This is a genomic window from Microbacterium sp. GbtcB4 (genome assembly GCF_019091465.1).
Taxonomy (GTDB): Bacteria; Actinomycetota; Actinomycetes; order Actinomycetales; family Microbacteriaceae; genus Microbacterium; species Microbacterium paraoxydans.
In genome coordinates this window covers 50,819-69,335 of the sequence record NZ_JAGXJJ010000007.1, presented here as the reverse complement: position 1 = coordinate 69,335, position 18,517 = coordinate 50,819, and the positions used below count along the sequence as shown (strand labels likewise).

18 protein-coding genes and 1 riboswitch are annotated in these 18,517 nt (G+C 71.2%); of the genes, 8 read left to right on the top strand and 10 right to left on the bottom strand.

The genetic code is table 11. The annotated features are described in order from the left end of the window. The first annotated feature begins 84 nt into the window (after positions 1 to 84). Complete coding sequence (locus KVS71_RS12370; RefSeq protein WP_254635750.1) at positions 85 to 1,857, top strand: phosphoenolpyruvate carboxykinase (GTP); 1,773 nt, start codon at positions 85 to 87, stop codon at positions 1,855 to 1,857. A gap of 286 nt (positions 1,858 to 2,143) precedes the next feature. Here KVS71_RS12370 and KVS71_RS12365 read toward each other — a convergent pair whose 3' ends face one another. Beyond that, positions 2,144 to 4,030, bottom strand: a complete 1,887-nt coding sequence (locus KVS71_RS12365; RefSeq protein ID WP_217584690.1) for an ABC transporter ATP-binding protein — start codon at positions 4,028 to 4,030, stop codon at positions 2,144 to 2,146. A gap of 76 nt (positions 4,031 to 4,106) precedes the next feature. After that, positions 4,107 to 4,313, bottom strand: coding sequence for an AsnC family protein (locus KVS71_RS12360; RefSeq protein WP_217584689.1), 207 nt, complete (start codon positions 4,311 to 4,313; stop codon positions 4,107 to 4,109). A 119-nt stretch (positions 4,314 to 4,432) separates the two neighbouring features. Here KVS71_RS12360 and KVS71_RS12355 point away from each other — a divergent pair, with 119 nt between their 5' ends. Genes KVS71_RS12355 through KVS71_RS12345 form a run of 3 tightly spaced genes read left to right on the top strand, consistent with a single transcriptional unit; the run spans position 4,433 to position 5,733 of the window. Further along, complete coding sequence (locus tag KVS71_RS12355) at positions 4,433 to 4,678, top strand: hypothetical protein (RefSeq protein WP_217584688.1); 246 nt, start codon at positions 4,433 to 4,435, stop codon at positions 4,676 to 4,678. Then, positions 4,675 to 5,061 (top strand): type II toxin-antitoxin system VapC family toxin, encoded by a 387-nt coding sequence (locus KVS71_RS12350; protein WP_368874730.1) that lies wholly within the window; start codon positions 4,675 to 4,677, stop codon positions 5,059 to 5,061. Before KVS71_RS12355 ends, KVS71_RS12350 begins: the two co-directional genes overlap by 4 nt. Positions 5,062 to 5,112: 51 nt before the next feature. Continuing rightward, a complete protein-coding gene (locus KVS71_RS12345) occupies positions 5,113 to 5,733 on the top strand; it encodes an HAD family hydrolase (RefSeq protein WP_234024220.1) in 621 nt (206 codons plus the stop codon). A 67-nt stretch (positions 5,734 to 5,800) separates the two neighbouring features. Here the strand turns inward: KVS71_RS12345 and KVS71_RS12340 are convergent, their stop codons facing one another. Beyond that, entirely contained in the window at positions 5,801 to 7,261 is a 1,461-nt protein-coding gene (locus KVS71_RS12340; protein WP_071328121.1) for an MFS transporter, read from the bottom strand. A gap of 144 nt (positions 7,262 to 7,405) precedes the next feature. Here KVS71_RS12340 and KVS71_RS12335 point away from each other — a divergent pair, with 144 nt between their 5' ends. Next, positions 7,406 to 7,903, top strand: coding sequence for a YfcE family phosphodiesterase (locus tag KVS71_RS12335; protein ID WP_217584687.1), 498 nt, complete (start codon positions 7,406 to 7,408; stop codon positions 7,901 to 7,903). Further along, complete coding sequence (locus tag KVS71_RS12330; RefSeq protein ID WP_217584686.1) at positions 7,900 to 8,403, top strand: GAF domain-containing protein; 504 nt, start codon at positions 7,900 to 7,902, stop codon at positions 8,401 to 8,403. The genes KVS71_RS12335 and KVS71_RS12330 overlap by 4 nt, the downstream gene beginning before the upstream one ends. Before the next feature lie 8 nt (positions 8,404 to 8,411). Here KVS71_RS12330 and KVS71_RS12325 read toward each other — a convergent pair whose 3' ends face one another. The 7 genes from KVS71_RS12325 to KVS71_RS12295 form a co-directional block, all read right to left on the bottom strand. Beyond that, positions 8,412 to 8,771 (bottom strand): hypothetical protein, encoded by a 360-nt coding sequence (locus KVS71_RS12325; protein ID WP_025103902.1) that lies wholly within the window; start codon positions 8,769 to 8,771, stop codon positions 8,412 to 8,414. An 87-nt stretch (positions 8,772 to 8,858) separates the two neighbouring features. After that, complete coding sequence (ribH, locus tag KVS71_RS12320) at positions 8,859 to 9,332, bottom strand: 6,7-dimethyl-8-ribityllumazine synthase (protein WP_060921961.1); 474 nt, start codon at positions 9,330 to 9,332, stop codon at positions 8,859 to 8,861. Further along, on the bottom strand, positions 9,329 to 10,597 hold the full coding sequence (gene ribA / locus KVS71_RS12315; RefSeq protein ID WP_025103904.1) for a GTP cyclohydrolase II: 1,269 nt from the start codon (positions 10,595 to 10,597) through the stop codon (positions 9,329 to 9,331). Before ribA ends, ribH begins: the two co-directional genes overlap by 4 nt. Then, the gene (locus KVS71_RS12310) at positions 10,594 to 11,235 is read right to left on the bottom strand and encodes a riboflavin synthase (RefSeq protein WP_217584685.1); all 642 of its coding nucleotides are present in this window, start codon (positions 11,233 to 11,235) and stop codon (positions 10,594 to 10,596) included. The genes ribA and KVS71_RS12310 overlap by 4 nt, the downstream gene beginning before the upstream one ends. After that, positions 11,235 to 12,290 (bottom strand): bifunctional diaminohydroxyphosphoribosylaminopyrimidine deaminase/5-amino-6-(5-phosphoribosylamino)uracil reductase RibD, encoded by a 1,056-nt coding sequence (gene ribD / locus KVS71_RS12305; RefSeq protein ID WP_217584684.1) that lies wholly within the window; start codon positions 12,288 to 12,290, stop codon positions 11,235 to 11,237. Before ribD ends, KVS71_RS12310 begins: the two co-directional genes overlap by 1 nt. 64 nt (positions 12,291 to 12,354) lie before the next feature. Further along, a riboswitch (FMN riboswitch) is annotated at positions 12,355 to 12,499 on the bottom strand. A 67-nt stretch (positions 12,500 to 12,566) separates the two neighbouring features. Then, the gene (locus KVS71_RS12300) at positions 12,567 to 13,430 is read right to left on the bottom strand and encodes a DNA-formamidopyrimidine glycosylase family protein (protein WP_217584683.1); all 864 of its coding nucleotides are present in this window, start codon (positions 13,428 to 13,430) and stop codon (positions 12,567 to 12,569) included. A gap of 50 nt (positions 13,431 to 13,480) precedes the next feature. After that, entirely contained in the window at positions 13,481 to 14,044 is a 564-nt protein-coding gene (locus tag KVS71_RS12295; RefSeq protein ID WP_217584682.1) for a GNAT family N-acetyltransferase, read from the bottom strand. A gap of 143 nt (positions 14,045 to 14,187) precedes the next feature. Between KVS71_RS12295 and mfd the strand changes: the two genes are divergently transcribed. Next, entirely contained in the window at positions 14,188 to 17,754 is a 3,567-nt protein-coding gene (gene mfd, locus KVS71_RS12290) for a transcription-repair coupling factor (RefSeq protein WP_217584681.1), read from the top strand. Between the two features lie 139 nt (positions 17,755 to 17,893). Then, positions 17,894 to 18,490 carry a gamma carbonic anhydrase family protein gene (locus KVS71_RS12285; RefSeq protein ID WP_025103909.1) on the top strand — a complete coding sequence of 199 codons (597 nt, stop codon included), beginning with the start codon at positions 17,894 to 17,896 and terminating at the stop codon, positions 18,488 to 18,490. Positions 18,491 to 18,517: the final 27 nt, after the last annotated feature.

The window sequence follows — 18,517 nt, the reverse complement described above, 5'->3', positions numbered from 1 at the left end:
ATGGCCGAAGTCCTCACCCCTCGCACGTCCCCTGTCGCCCCGACGCGCACGTTCGGCACCGCCCCCTCCTACGACACCCCTGCGATGGCGGAACTCGCCGCCTGGGTCGAAGAGATCCGCGCGCTCACGCAGCCGGACGCCGTGCACTGGGTGGACGGCTCGCGCGCTGAGAACGACTGGCTGCTGCGCGGACTCGTCGACGAGGGCAAGCTCATCAAGCTGAACCCCGAGTGGCGTCCCGGATCGTACCTGGCGCGCTCGCACCCCAGCGACGTCGCCCGTACCGAGGCCCGCACCTTCATCGCCTCGGAGCGCGAGGACGACGCCGGCCCCACCAACAACTGGGCCGACCCCGCCGAGATGCACACGAAGATGGACGAGATCTTCGAGGGCTCGATGCGCGGTCGCACGATGTACGTCGTGCCGTTCTCGATGGGTCGCGTCGGCGGCCCCCTGTCGCACATCGGCGTGCAGATCACCGACAGCGCCTACGCGGTCGCGTCGATCGGCATCATGACTCGCGTGGGCGACGAGGTCACCCGCCAGATCGCCGAGGGCGCGCCCTGGGTCAAGACCGTGCACTCCGTCGGCGCTCCGCTGGAGTCGGGCGAGCCGGACGTCGAGTGGCCCTGCAACGACGACAAGTACATCGTGCACTTCCCGGAGACGCTCGAGGTGTACTCGTACGGATCGGGCTACGGCGGCAATGCGATCCTCGCGAAGAAGTGCTTCGCGCTGCGCATCGCGTCGGTGATCGCCCGTGACGAGGGCTGGCTCGCCGAGCACATGCTCCTCATCCGCGTGATCGACCCGCAGGGCAAGGCGTACCACGTCGCCGCCGCGTTCCCGTCGGCCTGCGGCAAGACGAATCTCGCGATGCTCCGCCCGACGATCCCCGGCTGGAAGGTCGAGACCCTCGGCGACGACATCGCCTGGATCCGCCCCGGCGAGGACGGACGGCTCTGGGCGATCAACCCGGAGGCCGGCTTCTTCGGCGTCGCGCCCGGCACGGGTGAGTCGACCAACGTCACCGCGGTCGAGACGCTGTGGGGCAACACGATCTTCACCAACGTCGCGCTCCGTCCCGACGGCGATGTGTGGTGGGAGGGCCTGACCGACGAGGCGCCTGCGAACCTGATCGACTGGGAGGGCAACGACTGGACGCCCGACTCCGGTCGTCCCGCGGCGCACCCCAACTCGCGCTTCACCGTGTCGGCGGCCCAGTGCCCGCAGATCTCCGAGGACTGGGAGGAGGCCGTGCCGCTCGACGTCATCCTGTTCGGCGGACGCCGCGCGAGCAACGTGCCGCTCGTCGTCGAGGCCACCGACTGGACCCACGGCGTGTTCCTGGGCTCGAACATCTCCTCCGAGCGCACGGCGGCGGCCGAGGGCACGGTCGGCGAGCTGCGCCGCGACCCCTTCGCGATGCTGCCGTTCTGCGGCTACAACATGGCCGACTACTTCGGCCACTGGCTCAAGGTCGGCCGCGGCCTGCGGTTCGACCGTGCACCGCGCATCTTCCAGGTGAACTGGTTCCGCCGTGGGGCGGACGGCCGGTTCCTCTGGCCCGGATTCGGCGACAACTCCCGTGTCGTCGACTGGATCATCCGCCGGGTGGCCGGCGACGTGCCGGCCGTGGACAGCCCCATCGGACGCCTGCCGCGCGTGGAGGACCTCAACCTCGACGGGCTCGACATCCCCGCGGAAGACCTCGACGAGCTCTTCTCGGTCGACCCCGAGGCGTGGAAGGCCGAGGCCGACCTCACGGAGGAGTTCTACGACACGTTCGGCGACCGGGTGCCCGCAGCTCTGCGCACCGAGCTCGCGTCGCTGCGCTACCGCCTCGCGAAGGCGTAGCCCCCAGACCGGTGCCGGTTCGGGGGAGCCGGCACCCTCGGCCTCCGGGCCGAGCCCTACCCGCGAAGGCGGGGCATCAGAGACGAACCCATGGCTGAGTGGTCTCCGACGCCCCGCCTTCGTGGCACCCCCTCCCGTCGAGACCCCGGTTTCGCGTCGAGACCCCGCCCCGCATACGTGCGGAAGGCGGGGTCTCGACGCGAAACCGGGGTCTCAGCAGGCGGAGGAGGGCAGGGGGAGGGGAGTAGGGGTAGGGGAGTAGGGGTAGGGGAGGGGGGAGAGGGGGTCAGGCGAGGAGCTGGTGGCGGGCGAGGTCGCGGTAGAGCGGGGTCGACTCCACGAGCTCGGCGTGGGTGCCCTGTCCGACGACCACGCCGTCGTGCAGCACCACGATGAGGTCGCTGTCGACGACGGTGGACAGACGATGCGCGATCACGACGAGCGTGCGGTCCGTGGCGACCGCGTCGATGGCCTCGCGCATGCGCTGCTCGTTCACGCCGTCGAGCGACGAGGTCGACTCGTCCAGCAGGAGGATCGGGGCGTCCGTGAGGAGTGCCCGGGCGATCGCGAGCCGCTGCCGTTCGCCGCCGGAGAGCATCACGCCGTCCTCGCCGACCGGAGCGTCGACCCCGAGGGGGTTCCGCTCCAGCACGTCGCCGAGGTTCACGGCGCGGAGCACGCGCTCGCAGTCCGCATCGGTGGCGTCGGGGGAAGCGAGCCGCAGGTTCTCGGCGAGGGTGCCGGCGAGGGTCGGGGCGTCCTGCTCGACGTAGCCGAAGTGCGCGCGCAGCTCGTCGCGCGCGTAGGTGCGGGTGTCGTGTCCCTTCAGGCGGATGGAGCCGCCCGTCGGGTCGTAGAAGCGCTCGATGAGGGAGAGGATGGTGCTCTTCCCCGCCCCGCTGGGACCGACCAGCGCCACCCGTGCCCCGCGCGGGACCGCGAACGACACCCCGCGGAGCACCTCGTGGTCCTGCGGGTCGACGGCGGCCTCGGTCTGCTCCAGGTGCGCATCGGCGAGCAGGGTCTGCGCCTCCCTCGCGGCGGCACGGCGGGCGGCGACGACGTTCTCCGGGTAGCGGAACCGCACGTCGCGGAACTCCAGGGCGGGGGCGTCCGCACCGGGCTCCTCGTCACGGGGCAGTGCGGCGGCGGTGGCGGCGTCGTCCTGGGTCTCGGTGGGCAGGTCGAGGACCTCCTGGATGCGGCCGAGCGCGCCGAGGGCCTGGTTGACGGAGGTGATCGCGCCGAACGTCGAGGCGAGGGGCATCACCAGCAGGAAGAGGAACATCACGAACGAGATGAGGGCCGCGATCGAGATGGCTCCGGCGGCGACGCGGAAGCCGCCCACGCCGAGCACGACGAGCAGGGAGAGCTGGAGGGCGATGCCGGCGACCGGCACCACGAGCGAGGAGATCTTCGCGATCCGCACGCCGATGCCATAGGCCTCAGAGGCCCGCTCCGTCACCGCCGCGGTCTCCCGCTCGGTCGCGCCCGAGGCCCGGATGGTGCGGATGGACCCGACGGCCCGCTCGACGCCCGAGGCCAGCTCGCCGACCTTCTCCTGCTGGGCGGTGGACGCCGTGCGGATCCGGCCGCTGAGGGCGACGACGACCACGACGGAGACGCCGATCACCACGACGATGAGCAGCAGCAGCACGGGGTCGATGAGCAGCATCGCGATCAGCGCCCCGGCGAAGAGGACGACGTTGCCGACCGCGTCGGCGAGCCCCTGCGTGAGGACGGCGTAGAGGAGCGTGGTGTCGGTGCCCACACGGGAGACGAGGTCGCCGGTGCGCCGTGCGTCGAACTCGGACGTCGGCAGGTGAAGGATGCGGGCGATGAGCTTGCGGCGGCTGGAGTAGACGACCGCGGTGCCGGTGCGCTGCAGCAGGTAGTGCTGGAACCCCGAGATGATCGACGACACGATCACGAAACCGACGAGCAGCCACACGAGCACGCCGATCGTGCCGTCGGATTGCACGGCCTCGATGACCTGGCCCACGAGGAGGGGCTGCACGAGCGAGGTCGCGGCGCCGAACACGCTGAGGACGGCGACGACGACGAGGGTGCGCTTGTGCTCGAAGAGGAAGGGGAGGAGCTGGCGGAAGGTGGCGCGGGGCCCGTCGGCCGGTGCGCCCCGTCCGCGTCGGCGTGCTGTCGCCGTGCGGGACATGGGGGACCTCGATCTGGAGATGGTACTTCGACCGTACTCGGGGGACGGCCGTTTCCTATGGGGCGGCTGTATGGGCTCAGGTGCGCCCGAAGCGCCGATGTGCCGCCTGTTTGGTGACGCCGAGGGCGCTCGCGATCGCCTGCCACGAGTAGCCGCTCGTGCGGGCGCGACGGACCTGGGACTCTTCGGCGCGCGCGAGCTCCTTGCGCAACGCGGCCAGGCGGTGGAGCTCGGCGAGGGGTCCGCCGCCCTCGGCCGCGGCGATGGTGGTCCGTTGAGACATAGGGACCTCCTTCGCGTCAATATTCGTTGACGCGGCGGGCCCGCGTCAAGAAGTGTTGACGAGCACGTTGTCCACAGCACGGCCTTGCCCGCATGTGGAGCGCATGCGATGCTGACAGGATGGCTCGCATGCTGCAAGTGAGGAACCTGCCGGATGAGGTTCACGCCCGGCTCAAAGAGCGTGCCGCGGCGGAACGCATGAGCCTGTCGGACTACGTCGCGCGCGAGTTGGAAGACCTCGTCCGGTACCGCAGCAATGCCGAGGTCCTCGAGGTGTCGCGGGCACGAGCGCGCGCGGCCGGCGTCTCCCTGACGCGCGAGGGCATCCTCGCCGCCCGTGATCGCGAACGGGACGAGCGCGAGTGAGCGGGACGTCCGAGGCGGTCGTGCTCGATGCCTCGGCGGCGATCGAGGCACTGCTCGGCGAGGAGGTCTGGGCGCACGGCAAGGAGTTCCATGCACATGCGGGTCTCGATATCGAGGTCCTCTCCGTGCTCCGACGCCTCACGATGCGGTCCTCGATGCCGGCGCATGCCGCTCGCGAGGCTCTCGACGCGTTCGGAGCGCTGGAGATTACCCGCCATCCGCTGCGTCGGCTCATCCCGCGGATCTGGTCGCTGCGCGGTGACGTCTCCGCGTACGACGCCGGTTATGTCGCGCTCGCGGAGGCCCTCGACGTCCCTCTGCTCACGGCCGATCGCCGGCTGGCGAAGACGGCGGCCCGGTACTGCGACGTCGTGGTGCTGTGAGCACCCGGCCAGGCGAGAACACCCCACCCGCTCCGAGACTAGGGTGAGCGGATGCCGGAGAAGTGGATACTGTTCGACGTCGGCGGCGTGCTCGAGGTCGTCGACGATGACGCCTGGCAGGACCAGTGGTGGGCGCGCTGGTGCCGTGAGGCTGACATCACGCCCCAGGAAGCGGATGAGCGCCTGGCGGCTGCGGCACTCCCGAGGATCGACCTCGAAGCGGGAGTGGCTGAGGCGTTCTGGGAGGGACTCGGGGCGGTGCTGCGTCTCGACAGTGACCGCCAGGCGCAGATGCGTGCGGAGTTCTGGGATTCCTACTGCGGTCATGCCGACTCGGAGCTGATCGCGCACGCCGCGACGCTGCGGGGAAGGGCGAGGGTGGCGATCCTCTCGAACTCGGCGGACGGCGCGCGCGAGGAGGAGGAACGGCGCTACGGGTTCTCTGCGGTGTTCGATCCCATTTGTTACAGCCACGAGCTGGGAGTGGCGAAACCCGACGCCCGGGCGTACCGCAGCGCGCTCCAACGGATGGATGCGGCCCCGGAGGATGTCCTCTTCATCGATGACCACGTGGAGGCCGTCCGCGGCGCCCGTGAGATTGGAATGTCAGCGCTCCTCCACCGGAGCACCCCGCAGACCGTAGCCGCGATCGAGCAGTTCCTCCGGGCCTGAGCGCACCATGACAGCGAATGGCGCCCGTGTCCGAGGACACGGGCGCCATTCGTCGTTCGGTCGGCCTCTAGAGCTCGACGGCGGAGGCGAGACCGAGGTCGTCCTCGTAGTCGTGGTCCTTCGTCTCCGGGGTGAAGATGAGTGCGATGAAGGTCAGCACCGCCATCGACGAGAGGTACAGCCCCACGAGCCAGGGCTCGCCGCCGACGGCCGCCCACAGGGCCACCGCGATGAACGGTGCCACGGCCGCACCGAGGATCGACGACACGTTGTACGCGATCGCGGAGCCGGAGTAGCGAACGTTCGTCGGGAAGAGCTCCGGCAGGAGTGCCCCCATCGGGCCGAACGTCGTGCCCATGAGCATGAAGCCGAACACGAGGAAGGCCTGGGTGAGAGCGCCGGTGAACTTCGGGTCCGCCTGCGGGAGCAGGAAGATGTTGAACGACAGGCCGAAGACGACGATGAGTCCGGTGACCCACAGGAGCAGCTTGCGGCGCCCGATGGCGTCGGCGATCGGCCCGGACAGCAGTGTGAAGATGCCGAAGAACACGACGCCGATGATCTGCATGAGCACGAAGTCCGTGTAGCCGAAGCCGAGGCCCGGGTAGAACTGCGCTGCGAACGCGCTCGGGTCGAAGTCCTTTCCGGTCGCCTCCGCGGCAGCACGGGCGGCGGCCGAGGCGGTCTCGAGGTCGGCGGCCTTCGTGCCGTAGGTGAGCGTGAAGTTCGTCATCAGGTAGAACAGCACGTACGTCGCCAGCATGATGAACGTGCCGAGGATGAGCTGCTTCCAGTGGTGCCGGAATACGGTCGCGAGCGGGAGCTTGCGGATGGCCCCGGTCTTCTCCGCCTTCTTGAACGTGTCCGACTCGACGAGCCGGAGCCGCACCCACAGGCCGATGATGACCATGACGGCGGAGAACAGGAACGGCACGCGCCAGCCCCAGGAGAGGAAGGCCTCGGACTTCAGCGCCGGGTCCTCGGGGTGGGGGAGTGCGAAGTTGATGGCGAGGAAGATGCCGTTCGCGATGATGAAGCCGAGCGGTGCGCCGAGCTGCGGGAACGAGCCGTACCAGGCGCGCTTGCCCTTCGGGGCGTTCTCGGTGGCCACCAGCGCCGCGCCCGACCACTCGCCGCCCAGCGCGAAGCCCTGGGCGAGACGGAGGATCAGCAGGAGCAGCGGGGCGACCCAGCCGATCTGCTGGAAGGTGGGCAGGAGACCGATCACGAAGGTCGCGATGCCCATGGTGAGGAGCGATGCGACGAGGGTCGCCTTGCGCCCGAACTTGTCGCCGAAGTGCCCGAAGATCACGGCGCCGATCGGGCGGGCGACCATCGCCGCGCCGAAGACGGCGAACGACGACAGCAGCGACGCGGTGTCGTTCGTGCTGGGGAAGAAGAGCGTGGGGAAGACGAGCACGGCTGCCGTCGCATAGACGTAGAAGTCGTAGAACTCGATGGTGGTGCCGACGAGGCTCGCGGTGATGACGCGCGAGCGGGGGTTCGCGGGGGTGGTGGCGGTGCTCAAGGGGTCTCCGATCCTCCGCCGGTATACCAGCGGACTCGGGCGAGTCTACGCCTTCCTGGGAGTTCGCTGGACGTTGATGACGGGACCGGGTCGAGCGCGTCGGTGCCCCGCGTAGAGTCGGGGGAGGCCGGCCGGAGGGGAACCATGACCACGCGGATGCTGCTCCTCGCCGACACGCACGTCCCGAAGCGCGCGAAGCGGCTGCCGGACGCGGTGCTCCGGGCGATCGACGAGGCCGACGTCGTCGTGCACGCGGGGGACTGGGTCGATCTCGCCACCGTCGAGCTGCTCCAGGCCCGCGCGCGCGTGCTCCACGGCGTGCACGGCAACAACGACGGCCCTGAGATCCGCCGGGTGCTGCCGGAGATCGCGCGGTTCACCGTGGAGGACACCGCCGTCGCCGTCATCCACGAGACGGGCGCCGCGACGGGGCGCGAGAAGCGGATGGATCTGGCCTTCCCCGACACCGACCTGCTGGTCTTCGGGCACTCGCACATCCCGTGGGACACCGTGACGCCGAACGGGCTGCGGCTGCTCAACCCGGGCTCTCCCACCGACCGACGCCGGCAGCCGGTGCACACGATGATGCACGTCGTGGTCGACGGGCGCGATGTCGAGGCGACCCTGGTGCCGCTCCGATGACGGGCGACGCAGTCGACGGGCCGATCGCCTACCGGGCGCCGATGCGCTCCCGCGACGATGCCGTCGCCCCGGGGGTCGCGGTCGAGCGCGCGCTCGCCGAAGGGGTGTGCGGCATGGGCGGGCGGCTCGACCGCGCGCCCCGTTCCCTGACCGCGGCGCTCGCGGCCGTCGACGCCCGTGATGGCGAGCGGTCGGCGCGGCGGCTGGAGCGGTTCGCGGCGCTTCCGACGGGAACCCTCGTCTGGACGCGCGACGTCGACGGGTACTTCTGGCTCGGGACGCTGACGGGGCCGTGGCGCTACGACGACGATCCGGCGGCGGTGGCGGCAGACCTCGTGCATGTGCGCGACTGCACCTGGTCGTCGCGCCCGGTGGCGCCTTCCGATGTCCCGCCGGGCGTCACGGCCACGTTTGCCCGCGGGGGACGCAACGGCCAGCGCATCCGAACGGCCGGCGTCGGGGAGCAGTCAGCCGCGCTCTGGAAGCGCAGCCTCCGCTGATCCGCGCCTCAGCGCCAGATCGCGGCGATGGCCGCGTTGACCGCGGTGAGGATGCCCACGAGCCAGAAGACCGCGGGCGGCACCACCTGGTCGCGCTTCTGGCGCGCCGTGCCGATCCCGAGCAGGGCGCCGATGGCGAGGAGGATGACGAGCTTCGTCCCGATCTTGGCGTAGTTCATCTCGACGCCCTCGGGAAGGCCCCACGGGGCGGCGAGGGCGAGGCCGGCGACCGCGGCGATCGTCATGCCGATGGTCATCAGACGCGTGAACACCCGCTTGCCGCCGAACGCCTGCGCCGCCCAGGCCCCGAAGAGCACGGCGAAGCCGATGAGGTGGACGAAGAGCACGATGTGGCGCAGGGTCTCCATGCCCTCACCGTACGAGAGCGCGGCGTTCCGCGCCACCAAGGCACGCCTGACCTCGCGCCCGCGATCGGGCGCGAGGCGCGGAGGGAGTCAGCCGCGCAGCTCGCGGATCACGAGGGCGGTGCGCAGTGCGGCGTCCGCGGCCTCCGCGCCCTTGTCCTCCTTCGAGCCCTCCAGGCCCGCGCGGTCCAGCCCCTGCTTCTCGTCGTCGAGCGTGAGCAGCCCGAACCCGACCGGCTTGCCGGCATCGAGGGAGACGCGGGTGAGTCCGTCGGTCGCCGCCGCCGAGACGTACTCGAAGTGCGGCGTGCCGCCACGGATGATGACCCCGAGGGCGACCACCGCGTCCGCACCGCCGGCGAAGGCGGCCTGTGCGGCCACGGCGAGCTCGAACGAACCGGGCACTCGCACGAGCCGATGCGTCGCCCCCGCCTCGTCGAGCACCCGCTGGGCGCCGGCGATCAGGCCGTTCGAGATCACCTCATGCCAGGTGCCGGCGATCACGACGATCTCCAGCCCCCGCCCGTCGATGTTCCCCGTCTTCGGTGCTCCGGCGCCGCTCATTCCTCGTCCTTTCCTGCCGCGAGGGCCTCGGCGAGCTCTGCTTCGCCGATGATGTGGCCCATGCGGTCGCGCTTGGTCTCCAGGTACTGGTGGTTGTTCGGGCCCACACCCACGATCAGCGGCACCTGCTCGACGACGTCGAGGCCGAGCTCGCGCAGCTTGTTCACCTTGTCGGTGTTGTTGGTGAGCAGCCGGACCTTCGAGACGCCCAGGTCGGTGAGGATCCCGGCCGCCGCGGCGTAGTCGCGGGCGTCCGCCGGGAGCCCCAGTGCCAGGTTCGCGTCGACGGTGTCCAGGCCGTCCTCCTGCAGGCTGTAGGCCCGCAGCTTGTTGATGAGCCCGATGCCGCGCCCCTCGTGCCCCCGCATGTAGATGACGATCCCGCCCTCGCGGTCGATCGCGTCCAGCGCGGCATCGAGCTGCGGCCCGCACTCGCACTTCTGGGAGCCGAACGCCTCGCCGGTGAGGCACTCGGAGTGCACGCGCACGAGGGCGGTCTCGGTCGGCTCGCCTGACACGACCGCGATGTGGTCGGTGCCGGTGACGCGGTCCTTGTAGGCAAGGAAGCGGAACGTGCCGTGGTCGGTGGGCACGGTGGCGTCGGCACGGAGGCTCACGCGGCGTCCGCGCTGGGCGGCCGGTGTGGCTCCGTCCGGGTCGATCTCGTTGAGGTGCGCGATGAGCTGCTCGATCGTGATGACCGGCACGCCGTCGCGGGCGCCGAGTTCGAGAAGCCCGGGAAGCCGCATCATACTGCCGTCCTCGGCGACGACTTCCGCGATCGCGCCGACGGGCCGGAGGCCGGCGAGCTTCATGAGCTCGACCGCTGCCTCCGTGTGACCGCTGCGCTCGCGCACACCGCCGTCGACGGCCCGGAGCGGCAGCACGTGGCCGGGGCGGATGATGCTCGTCGCCGTCGAGGACGGATCGGCCAGGACGTTGAGGGTGTGCGCCCGGTCGCTCGCGCTGATTCCCGTCGTCACCCCTTCCGCGGCGTCGACGCTCACGGTGTAGGCGGTGGAGCGGGCGTCTTCACTGGCCGCGACCATCGGCGGGAGGTTGAGGCTGTCCGCGAGGTCGGTGGGCATTGGCGCGCAGATGAAGCCGGACGACCAGCGCACCGTCCACGCCACCCATTCGGGGGTGGCGAGCTCGGCGGAGAGGACGACGTCCCCCTCGTTCTCGCGGTTCTCGTCGTCGGCCACGAGCACGGGCCGGCCGGCGCGCAGCGCCTCCAGGGCTTCGGGGATGGTTGCCAGGCTCATCGCGAGCCCCCTTCCGGTGCGGCGCGGAAGGCGAGCAGCCGCTCGACGTGCCGCGCGAGGATGTCGGTCTCGAGGTTCACGCGGTCGCCGACCGCGCGGGTGCCGAGGGTGGTCGCCGCCAGGGTCTCCGGGATGAGCGACACCTCGAACCAGTGCCCTCCCCGGGTCCGCGAGCCTGTCGAAGGGCTCACCGCGCTCACCGTCAGCGAGGTGCCGTCGACCGAGATGGAGCCCTTGTCGACGACGAGTGGCGCGAGGTCGTCCGGAAGGCTGATGCGGAGCACGCTCCACTGCGCGCCCGGGCGAACCTCGAGCACGACACCGGTGCCGTCGACGTGGCCCTGCACGATGTGCCCGCCGAGCCGTGCGCCCACGGGCATCGCCTTCTCGATGTTGACCCTGGTCCCGACGGTCGCCGTGCCGAGGGCCGCGACGTCGAGCGTCTGCTTCATGACGTCGGCGTCGAAGGTCTCGGCGGTGGAGCCGACGACGGTCAGGCAGACGCCGGAGACCGCGATCGACTCCCCGTGCACGGCGTCGGCGGCCGCCTTCGGGGCGCGGACGGTGAGCCGCCAGCCGTCGCCCGACTCGGCGATGGCGGTGACCTCGCCGATCTCCTCGATGATTCCGGTGAACATCAGCGGCTTCCCTTCTCCGTGCCTGTGTGGTCCGGGTCGTCCGCGTCCGCAGGATGCGCGATCGCGAGCAGGTCTGCGCCCAACGGCAGCCATTCGTCCACGACGAGGCGGCGCGCCTCGTCGATCGAGCGGACGCCGATGTCGGACACGGCCAGGCGGCTCCCGCCCAGGAGGACCGGGGCGACGTAGGCGAGCACACGGTCCGCGAGTCCGGCGGCGAGGAACGCGCTGGCGAGCGTCGGGCCGCCTTCCACGAACAGTGTCTGGATGCCGCGCGCGTGCAGCGCGGCGAGGACCGCCGACAGGTCGCGCGTGTCGAAGAACACCGGCGTGTGCGGATGACGGTGCACCGCCGCATCCGCAGGGGTGGGCCGCGCGCCGATCACGACCGGGACGGGCTGATGCGGAAGGAGCTCGTCGCCGGCGCGGGCAGTGAGCGCGGGGTCGTCGGCGAGAACGGTGCCGGTGCCGACCGCGATGGCGTCGGCCGCGGCGCGTCGCCGGTGCACGTCGGCACGCGCCTCGGGCCCGGTGATCCACTGGCTGGTGCCGTCGTCCGCTGCAGCCCTGCCGTCGAGGCTCTGCGCCCACTTGACGGTGACGTGCGGACGGCCGCGTCGCGCCGCGAAGAGCCAGTCGCCGATCAGCGCGCGTGCCTCCGCGGCCCGTTCGCCGGACTCGACGCTGACGCCCGCGGCGCGCAGCCGCTCCGCGCCGCCGCCGGAGACCTCACCCGGGTCGTCGAGGGCGTAGACGACCCGTGCCACCCCGGCCTCGATGAGCGCGAGCGCGCAGGGACCGGTGCGACCGGTGTGGTTGCAGGGTTCGAGCGTGACGACCGCGGTCGCGCCGCGTGCGGCGCCAGGGCCGAGCTTCGACAGCGCGTCGACCTCGGCGTGCGGAGTGCCGGAGCCCCGGTGCCAGCCCTCGGCCAGCACCTCGCCGTCGGGGGAGAGGAGCACGGCGCCCACCTGCGGATTGACTCCGCGGGGGCCACGGGTCGCGAGGGCGAGCGCGCGATCCATCGCGCGGCGCTCTGTCGCGGTCACTGCCATCCGTCGTCCTCTCTGCGGCCTCGGGGTCGCTGCAGGGTGGCGGAACGGACGCACGCGCGTGCGCCTCGTGCTGCCTCCCTTCCGGACTAGCGAGGTGTCCCTCGCATCACCGTCGGTTCCGGAATTCCACCGGATCGGCATCCCGATCACTCGGAACGCTCGCGGACTGTCACCGCCGGTTCGGATTCCCACCGACCCCGGAGCACGTTGCTGCTCTGAGTGTACTCAACGCGTCCGCGCCCGTTTCATTCCGTGGCAGGGGCCGTTCCCCGCGCCTCACTTGAGCAGGCGGGAGAGCCGCCGGTCGGCGAGCACCTTGCCGCCGGTCTGACAGGTGGGGCAGTACTCCAGAGAGCGGTCGGCGAAGAAGACGCTGCGCACCTCATCGCCGCAGACCGGGCACGCCTCGCCCCGGCGGGCGTGCACCCGCATGCCGCGGCGCTTGGCGTCCTTGAGATCAGCCGGAGGTTTTCCCGCGGCGGCCGCCACGGCCTCGGCGAGGGTCTCCTGCATCGCCGCGAACAGGCGGTCGATCTCGGCGTCGTCCAGCGTGCCGGCGATCGCGTACGGCGACATGCGGGCCGCGTGCAGGATCTCGTCCGAGTAGGCGTTGCCGATGCCCGCGATCACGCCCTGGTCGCGCAGCAGACCCTTGATCTGCATCCGTCGGTCGTCCAGCAGCGCGGCGAAGGCGTCGCGGGTGAAGGACGGATCGAGCGGGTCGGGGCCGAGCCGGGCGATGCCGGGCACCTTGGCGGGGTCGCGGACCACGTACACGGCCAGCGACTTCTTCGTCCCGGCCTCGGTCAGGTCGAAGCCGCTGCCGTCGTCGAGGGCGATCCGCAGCGCGATGGGCGACTTGCCCGGCTTGAGGAGCGTGGTCGGCAGGGTGTCGTACCAGCGCAGCCATCCGGCCTTCGCCAGGTGGAAGACGAGGTGCAGCTCGGACCCGCAGGAGAGCACCACGAACTTGCCGCGGCGCTCCGCCCCGGTGATCGCCGCGCCTTCCAGTGCCGAGATCGGCGGGTCGTAGGTCTTCAGCGCGGCGATCGCCGCCACGGAGGCACGGGTGATCGTGCGTCCGGTGGTGCGCTCGCCGAGGAACGCGACGAGTCCTTCGACCTCCGGCATCTCAGGCATGCAGCCATCCTGTCACCGGGGTCCGACGCTGTCACGCGTGGGACGTGCGGTCAGAGCACCGGCCACTCGACCGGCGTCCGGTCGTCGTCGCGCAGCAGCCCGGCGAGCCAGCCGTCGTCTCGTCCGCGCTGGCTGGTGAGTCCCTGACGCATGGTGCCTTCGAAGCGGAAGCCGAGGGCGCGGGCGGCGCGGGCGGAGGGGACGTTGCCCACGACGGCCTGCCAGCGGATGCGGGCGAGGCCGAGCTCCGCGAAGCCCCAGTCGAGCACGGCCCGCGCGGCCTCGACGAGGTAGCCGCGGCCGCGGGCGTCCGCGACGACCCAGTAGCCGAGCTCGGCATGGCCCCCGGCCGGATGCTCCCCGATGTGGTGGAGTCCGACCATGCCCACGAGGACGTCGTCGGCGTAGACACCCCAGACGGTCTGCGAGCCGTCCTCCCACCACTGCTCGACGAGGGCGACGAAGTCCTCCGCGTCCTGCCGGAAGTAGGGGGAGGGCACCGTCGTCCACCGCGCGATCTCCGGGTCCTGGCACGCCTCGGTGATCGCGTCGACGTCCGCCTCCGTCGGGGCGTGGAGGACGAGTCGTGCGGTGGTGAGGGTGACCGGAAGCATCCCTCCAGCCTAAAACGCTCGACCCGGCCCCTTCGGTTCGCCCCGGCCCCTTCCGCGCGTCCGTAACGGGGTGGGAGGCACGGAAAGGGGTGGGATGCAGGGAAGCCGACCGCAGTGTCCGTGGGCGCGATTAGGCTTGTCCGGTGACTGTTCCGGGGATTCTGCGCGCCTTGGAAGAGGCGTCTCTGTATCGTGACGCTCTCGCCTGGGCGCACACCGACGCCGACCTCGGCCTGGTCGACGGGCTCGACGCGCCCGTGCTCGCCGGTCTGCTCGCCAAGCGTGCGGCGGCCGGCCACCCGGCGGCGCTGCTGGCCGTGGTGCCCACGGGGCGCCGGGCGGAATCGGTCGCGCAGGCCCTGGAGACGTACGTCCCGGACGCCGAGGTGCTCACCTTCCCCGCCTGGGAGACGCTGCCGCACGAGCGCCTCAGCCCCAGCCCGGACACGGTCGGCCTGCGACTGCAGACCCTGCGCCGCATCGCCGAATGGTCCGGGGAGCGTCCCCTCGTGGTCGTGGCCTCCGTGCGCGCCGCGCTCCAGCCCATCGCCGGGAACCTCGGCGACATCGTGCCACTGGAGCTGGCGGTGGGCAGCCGCGGCAATGAGCTCGACCACGTCGCCGAGCAGCTGGTCGAACGGGCATACTCCCGCGTCGACATGGTGTCGCGACGGGGCGAGTTCGCCGTCCGCGGCGGCATCCTCGACGTCTTCCCGCCCACGTCCGAGCACCCGTACCGCGTGGAGTTCTTCGGCGACGAGATCGATCAGATCCGCGCGTTCTCCGTGGCGGACCAGCGTTCCCTCCCCGGCGACGTGCCGCGCGTCGACCTGCCGCCCAGCCGCGAGCTCCTGCTCACGGCCGAGGTGCGGGAACGCGCCAGGGCGCTCATCGGGGGCTTCCCGGCCATCAGCGGCATGCTCGAGAAGATGGCCGAGGGCATCCCGGTCGAGGGCATGGAGTCGCTGCTGCCCGCGGTCGCCGGCCCCCTCAAGTCGCTCGTCGAGTATCTGCCCGAAGGCAGTGCCACCGCCGTCATCGACCCGGAGCGCTCGACCGCCCGCGCCCTCACCCTCGGCGAGACGAACCGCGAGTTCCTCGACGCCGCCTGGAGCGCGGCGACCTCCGGTGCCTCGGCCCCCATCGACCTCGGCGCCGGCGACTTCCTCACCATCGCCGACCTGCGCGAGGTCGTCCGCGACCGGGGCGGCGTCTGGTGGCGGCTGAGCCCGTTCGGGATCGGCGATGCGACAGCGGAGAGCGTCGAGGCGGCCACCGTCATCCCGTCGTTCCACGGCAACGTCGACGGCGCCATCGCCTTCGTCGACGCGAAGGTCGCCGACGGCTGGCGCGTGGTCGTCCTCGCGACCGGTCACGGCCTCGTCGACCGCGCCCGCGACGTGCTCTCCGACCGCGGCATCGCGGCGCGGGTCGTCGAGACCATCGCGGACGCGCCGGACCCGGGGGTCGCGACGCTCACCGTGGGCGGCGTCGAGGCCGGCTTCCAGGTGCCGGAGGCGAAGCTCGCCGTCCTCACCGACAACGAGTTCTACGGCCGCACCATCGGCGGCGACCAGCGCGTCGTCAAGAAGCTCGCCTCCCGTCGTAAGAACGTCGTCGATCCGCTGCAGCTCAAGCAGGGCGACTTCGTCGTGCATGCCACGCACGGCATCGGCCGCTTCGTCGAGATGACCCAGCGCGAGGTCTCCACCGGGGGCCGCAACGCCGCGAAGTCCGTCCGCGACTACCTCGTGCTGGAGTATGCGCCGTCGAAGCGCGGCTACCCCGGCGACAAGCTGTTCGTCCCCACCGACCAGCTCGATCTCCTGTCGAAGTACGTCGGCGGCGAGGCCCCGACGCTGTCGAAGATGGGCGGCAGCGATTGGGCGCAGGCCAAGGGCAAGGCGCGCAAGGCGGTCCGCGACATCGCCGTCGAGCTCGTCAAGCTCTACTCCGCCCGGATGAGCGCCAAGGGGTACGCCTTCGGCCCGGACACCCCCTGGCAGCGCGAGCTGGAGGAGGCGTTCCCGTTCGCGGAGACCCAGGACCAGCTGCAGACCATCGACGAGATCAAGGCCGACATGGAGCGGCCCATCCCGATGGATCGGCTGCTCTCCGGCGATGTCGGCTTCGGCAAGACAGAGGTCGCGGTCCGCGCGGCGTTCAAGGCGATCCAGGACGGCAAGCAGGTGGCGATGCTCGTCCCGACCACCCTGCTCGTCAAGCAGCACCTCGAGACGTTCACGGAGCGCTTCGCCGGGTTCCCGGTCAAGGTGCGGCCGCTGTCGCGGTTCCAGACCGACAAGGAGGCGCGGCTCACGCTGCAGGGCCTGCTCGACGGCTCGGTGGACATGGTGATCGGCACGCACCGCATCCTCACGGAGCAGGTGCTGTTCAAGGATCTCGGCCTCATGATCATCGACGAGGAGCAGCGCTTCGGCGTCGAGCACAAGGACGCGCTGAAGAAGATGAAGACCAACGTCGACATCCTCGCCATGAGCGCCACCCCGATCCCGCGCACGCTGGAGATGGCGGTCACCGGCATCCGCGAGATGTCGACGCTCGCCACGCCCCCGGAGGACCGGCACCCGATCCTCTCGTTCGTCGGACCCCGCAGCGACAAGCAGATCGCCGCCGCCATCCGCCGCGAGATCCTCCGAGAGGGGCAGGTCTTCTTCGTGCACAACCGCGTGCAGTCGATCCAGCGGGTCGCGGCCGAGCTCGCCGAGCTGGTCCCGGAGGCACGGATCGCCGTGGCGCACGGGCAGATGGGGGAGCACGCGCTGGAGCAGGTCGTCGACGACTTCTGGGAGCGCAAGTTCGACGTCCTCGTCTCGACCACGATCATCGAGACCGGCCTCGACATCTCCAACGCGAACACGATCATCATCGACCGCGCCGACAAGTACGGGCTGAGCCAGCTCCACCAGCTCCGCGGACGGGTGGGCCGCGGACGCGAGCGCGCCTACGCGTACTTCCTCTACGACGACATGAAGCCGCTGAGCGAGACCGCGGCCGACCGGCTGCAGACCATCGCGGTCAACAACGACCTCGGCTCCGGAATGCAGGTCGCCCTCAAGGACCTCGAGCTGCGCGGTGCCGGAAACCTCCTCGGCGCCGAGCAGGCCGGGCACATCGCCGGGGTCGGCTTCGACCTGTATCTCCGCATGATCGGCGAGGCCGTCGCGACCTTCCGCGGCGAGGAGGTCGAGACCGGGCAGGAGCTCCGACTCGAGCTGCCGCTCGACGCCCGCATCCCCGAGGACTACATCGACAGCGAGCGCCTCCGGCTCGAGGCGTACCAGAAGCTCTCCGCCGCCTCCGCCGCGACCGCGAAGGAGGACGCCATCGACCTCGTGGTGGAGGAGCTCGTCGACCGGTACGGCACGCCGCCGGAGGAGGTCACCGGACTCGTGTCGATCGCGCGACTGCGGCGCCGGGCGGCCAGGGCCGGGCTCACCGACGTCGTGGCCATGGGGTCGAACCTGCGCCTCGCGCCCGCCCGCCTCGAGGACTCCATCAAGGTCCGGCTGCAGCGGCTGTATCCGAAGGCGAAGCTCGTCTCCGGCGGGGAGGCGCTGGTCGTGCCGATGCCCACGGTGCCCGCGGCGGTCGGCGTGGGCGTGGAGCCGCTTCCCGACGCGGAGCTGCTCGCCTGGGTCGACCAGCTGTTCACCGCCATCTTCCCCGAGCCCGCCAAGCCCGAATGACCCGGCCCTCGGCGGTGGCCGCCGTGCACAACTCCGGAGTCGGCGTACGACACGCCGTCGGGAGCGGCTCGGGGCCGGCGTGTCGGTGATGATCTCCGAAGTCGTGCACGCCGCAGACGCCGCGGGCTAGTCTGGCCGCATGTTGTACGAGCACCTCGGGGCTCGCCCCCGCATCCACGACACCGCCGTCGTCGCTCCCACCGCCGTCATCTCCGGCGACGTGGAGCTCGGACCGGGCTGCCAGGTGCTGCACGGCGCCGTCATCACCGCGGAGGGCGGCCCGATCACCCTCGGCGCGCACGTCATCGTGATGGAGAACGCGCTGATCAGGGCGACTGCGGCCAACGCCGTCCACATCGGGGCGCACACCCTCGTCGGGACACTGGCCAGCATCGCCGGGGCGACCGTGGGCGAGGAGGTGTTCTTCGCGTCCGGAGCCCGGGTCTTCAACGGGGCGCTCGTCGGGGATCGCTGCGAGGTGCGGGTCAACGCGATCGTGCATCGCCGGGCCGTGCTGCCGTCGGGGACGGTGGTGCCGATCGGGTGGGTCGCGGTCGGCGATCCGGTGCAGCTGCTCTCACCCGACCGCGACGCCGAGATCGCGGCCGCACAGCCCGAGCTCGACTTCCCCGGACACGTCTTCGGCGTCGACCGGGACACTCCCGACCTCATGGTGCAGCTCACCGAGCGCTACGGCAGCTCCCTCGCGCGGCACGCCGACGACCGTCAGGTCTGACCCCACACCCTTCGAATCGCCCGAATA